At 67.9% G+C, this 3,092-nt stretch carries 4 protein-coding genes and 1 pseudogene; all 5 read left to right on the forward strand.

The window, feature by feature from the left end; genetic code table 11:
- A pseudogene (locus tag Q0L94_RS10750) lies at window positions 1-373 on the forward strand (lipid A biosynthesis lauroyl acyltransferase); the annotation flags it as partial.
- The gene (locus Q0L94_RS10755) at window positions 370-1,284 is read left to right on the forward strand and encodes a lipid A biosynthesis acyltransferase (RefSeq protein WP_296753183.1); all 915 of its coding nucleotides are present in this window, start codon (window positions 370-372) and stop codon (window positions 1,282-1,284) included. The pseudogene Q0L94_RS10750 and the gene Q0L94_RS10755, both read left to right, overlap by 4 nt.
- Window positions 1,277-1,780, forward strand: a complete 504-nt coding sequence (locus tag Q0L94_RS10760) for a GNAT family N-acetyltransferase (RefSeq protein WP_296753184.1) — start codon at window positions 1,277-1,279, stop codon at window positions 1,778-1,780. The genes Q0L94_RS10755 and Q0L94_RS10760 overlap by 8 nt, the downstream gene beginning before the upstream one ends.
- Window positions 1,777-2,232, forward strand: coding sequence for a CoA-binding protein (locus Q0L94_RS10765; RefSeq protein WP_296753185.1), 456 nt, complete (start codon window positions 1,777-1,779; stop codon window positions 2,230-2,232). The genes Q0L94_RS10760 and Q0L94_RS10765 overlap by 4 nt, the downstream gene beginning before the upstream one ends.
- Window positions 2,229-3,092: a diaminopimelate epimerase gene (gene dapF / locus Q0L94_RS10770; protein WP_296753186.1), complete on the forward strand. Its 864-nt coding sequence runs from the start codon at window positions 2,229-2,231 to the stop codon at window positions 3,090-3,092. The genes Q0L94_RS10765 and dapF overlap by 4 nt, the downstream gene beginning before the upstream one ends.

The following is a 3,092-nucleotide window of genomic DNA, read 5'->3' on the forward strand; positions in this document are numbered from 1 at the left end:
GCTGGCGGCCCTCAAGCGCCACGAAGCGATCGGCATTCTGCCCGACCAGGTGGCAACCGGCGGCGACGGCGTGTGGGCGCCTTTTTTTGGCCGTCCGGCCTATACGCCGACGCTGGCCGCCAGCCTGCAGCGCAAGACCGGGGCGGCGGCCTTTTTCGTCGCCGCCGAGCGGCTGGGCTGGGGGCGCGGCTACCACTTGCACGTCTTTCCGCTGGGCGAAACCCTGCCGGCAGACAAGGCCGCCGCCGCCGCCCGTTTGAACCAGGCGGTGGAAGCAATCGTGCGGCGTTTCCCGACGCAATACATGTGGAGCTACAACCGCCACAAGCGCCCGGGCGATGTCGCTCCCCCGGACGCCGAGGAACACGCATGAAGCCGGCCGCCCCCGCAAACCTGCTGCATCCTTCGCTGTTGCCGAACTGGCTCGGCGTAGGCGCACTCTGGCTGCTGCACTGGCTGCCGCTGCCGGTCCAGGCGGCACTCGGCAATGCCGCAGGCTGGCTGATCGCACAGTTCCCCGGACGGCGCCGGCGCATCGTCGCGACCAATCTCGCACTGTGCTTTCCCGAAGCTTCGCCTGAAACGCGCCGCCGCTGGCTGCGGCAGACCTTTCAGAGTTCGATGCGCGCAGCGCTCGAACACGGCGTGCTGTGGTGGGGGTCGGAAGCGCGCCTGCGCCGGCTGATCCGGATCGACAATCCCGAAGCGGTGCTGGGCGACGGCAAGCGCCCGGTGATCTGGCTGGCGCCGCACTTTGTCGGGCTCGACATGGGCGGGGTGCGGCTGGCGATGGATCGCACCGCCGCCTCGATGTACGCGCGCGCCAAGAACCCCGTCGCCGACAAAATGATGCGGCACGGGCGTTCCCGCTTTTTCTCCCCGGTGCTGATCGCCAAGAACGACGGCATCAAACCCGTGCTCAAGACACTCAAGGACGGCCTGCCGTTCTACTACCTGCCGGATCAGGATCATGGCCGCCTCAACGCCGTATTCGTTCCATTCTTTGGCATTCCCGCCGCCACCGTATCGGCGCTGCCGCGCCTGGCCAGACTCACCGGCGCCCAGATCGTCCCGGTCATCACCCGTCAGCTGCCGTGGGGGCGGGGCTACGCGGTGCGCTTCTATCCGCCGTGGGACAACTACCCGAGCGGCAATCTGGAGGCCGACGTCGCCCGCATGAATGGGTTCATCGAAGACCGCGTCCGCGAGATGCCGCCGCAGTACCTGTGGCTGCACCGCCGCTTCAAGACCCGCCCGGAAGGCGAGGCCGACCTGTATGAATGAGACGCGGACCGATCCGTCGCGGCTGGCGGCCGCCGATGCCGATGCCGTCGGTGCGCTGGCGCGCGTGGTGTGGCAGGCCACTTATCCGGCGCTGATCCCGCAGGCGCAGATCGATGCCATGCTGGCCGACCGTTATGCGCCCGAGCGGATGCGGGAACAGCTGGACGACCCGCGCCATGCCTGGTGGGTGGTGCGCCGGAACGATGCGCTGGTCGGCTTTGCCCATGCCGTGCTGGAGGGCGCCGCCTGCAAGCTCGACAAGCTCTACGTTCATCCGGACAGCCAGCGTCAGGGGATCGGCGCCGCACTGCTGCACGCCGTCGCCGGCTGGGCGCGTCAGCAGCAGGCCCGCCGCCTGCATCTGCAAGTCAATCGCGGCAACGCGCAGGCCGTTGCCGCCTACCGGAAATACGGCTTCCGCATCGTCGAGTCGCGGGTGTTCGATATCGGCGGCGGTTTTGTGATGGACGATCACGTGATGGAACTGACGCTGTGAGCTTCGCCAACCCCGACGACGCCGGCTTGCGCGCCCTGCTCGACCGCACCCGAACGATTGCGGTGGTCGGCCTGTCGCCGCAGCCCGCGCGGCCGAGTTACCGCGTGGCGCAGGCGATGCAGCGCTACGGCTATCGCATCGTGCCGGTGCGGCCGCTGGTGGACAAGGTGCTCGGCGAGCAGGCTTACGCAAGTCTCGCCGACATCCCGTTCGAGGTCGACCTGGTCAACGTGTTCCGTGCCGCCGAGCATGTGCCGGCTATCGTCGAGCAATGCCTGGCGCTACACTCCATGCAGCGGCCCGATTCGACGCTGCAACATCTACCGGCAGCCATCTGGATCCAGGAAGGCATCGTGCACGAGGCCGCTGCGCAACGCGCGCAGGCCGGCGGCATGACGGTGGTGATGGACCGCTGCCTCTTCAAGGAATACGTCAGACTCAAAACCGCATGAATACCGCAGGCACCAGCACCCAACCGGGCACCAAACTCCGCTTCACCAAGATGCACGGCCTCGGCAACGACTTCGTCGTTTTCGACGGCGTCGGCCAGACCGTCGCGCTCAGCGCCGAACAGTGCCGCCGCATCGCCGACCGCCACTTCGGCGTCGGCTGCGACCAGATACTGCTGGTCGAGAAACCCACCCGCGACGACGTCGATTTCCGCTACCGGATATTCAATGCCGATGGCGGCGAAGTCGAGCAATGCGGCAACGGCGCGCGCTGCTTCGTGCGCTTCGTGCATGAAAAGGGCCTCACCGCCAAGACCGCGATCCGCGTGGAAACCGCGTCCGGCGTGATCGAGCCGCGCCTGCTCGGCAACGGCCAGGTCGCGGTGGACATGGGCGCGCCGCGCTTCGCGCCGGCCGACATCCCGTTCGCCGCCGAGGCCGAAGCACTCGCCTATCCGCTGAAAGTCGGCCAGCACGTCATCGAGATCGCCGCGCTGTCGATGGGCAACCCGCATGCGGTGCTGCGGGTGAACGACCTCGACAGCGCGCCGGTAGAGATCCTCGGCGCCGCCATCGAATCACATGCGCGCTTCCCGCAGCGCGTCAACGCCGGCTTCATGCAGGTGCTGACCCCGCACGATATCCGTCTGCGGGTGTACGAGCGCGGCGCCGGCGAAACCCTGGCCTGCGGCACCGGCGCCTGCGCCGCGGCGGTCGCCGGCATCCGCCAGGGCTGGCTGAAAAGCCCGGTCAGCGTGCACACGAAGGGCGGCGACCTGGTCATCGAATGGGCAGGCAAGGGCCAGCCGGTCAGCATGACCGGCCCGGCCGAAACGGTATTTGAAGGGGAGATCGAACTCTAA

Source organism: Thiobacillus sp., assembly GCF_024708915.1.

Coding starts and splice junctions, on each gene's coding strand:
- Q0L94_RS10755 (WP_296753183.1), top strand. CDS start 370: ATGAAGCCGGCCGCCCCCGCAAACCTGCTGCATCCTTCGCTGTTGCCG.
- Q0L94_RS10760 (WP_296753184.1), top strand. CDS start 1,277: ATGAATGAGACGCGGACCGATCCGTCGCGGCTGGCGGCCGCCGATGCC.
- dapF (WP_296753186.1), top strand. CDS start 2,229: ATGAATACCGCAGGCACCAGCACCCAACCGGGCACCAAACTCCGCTTC.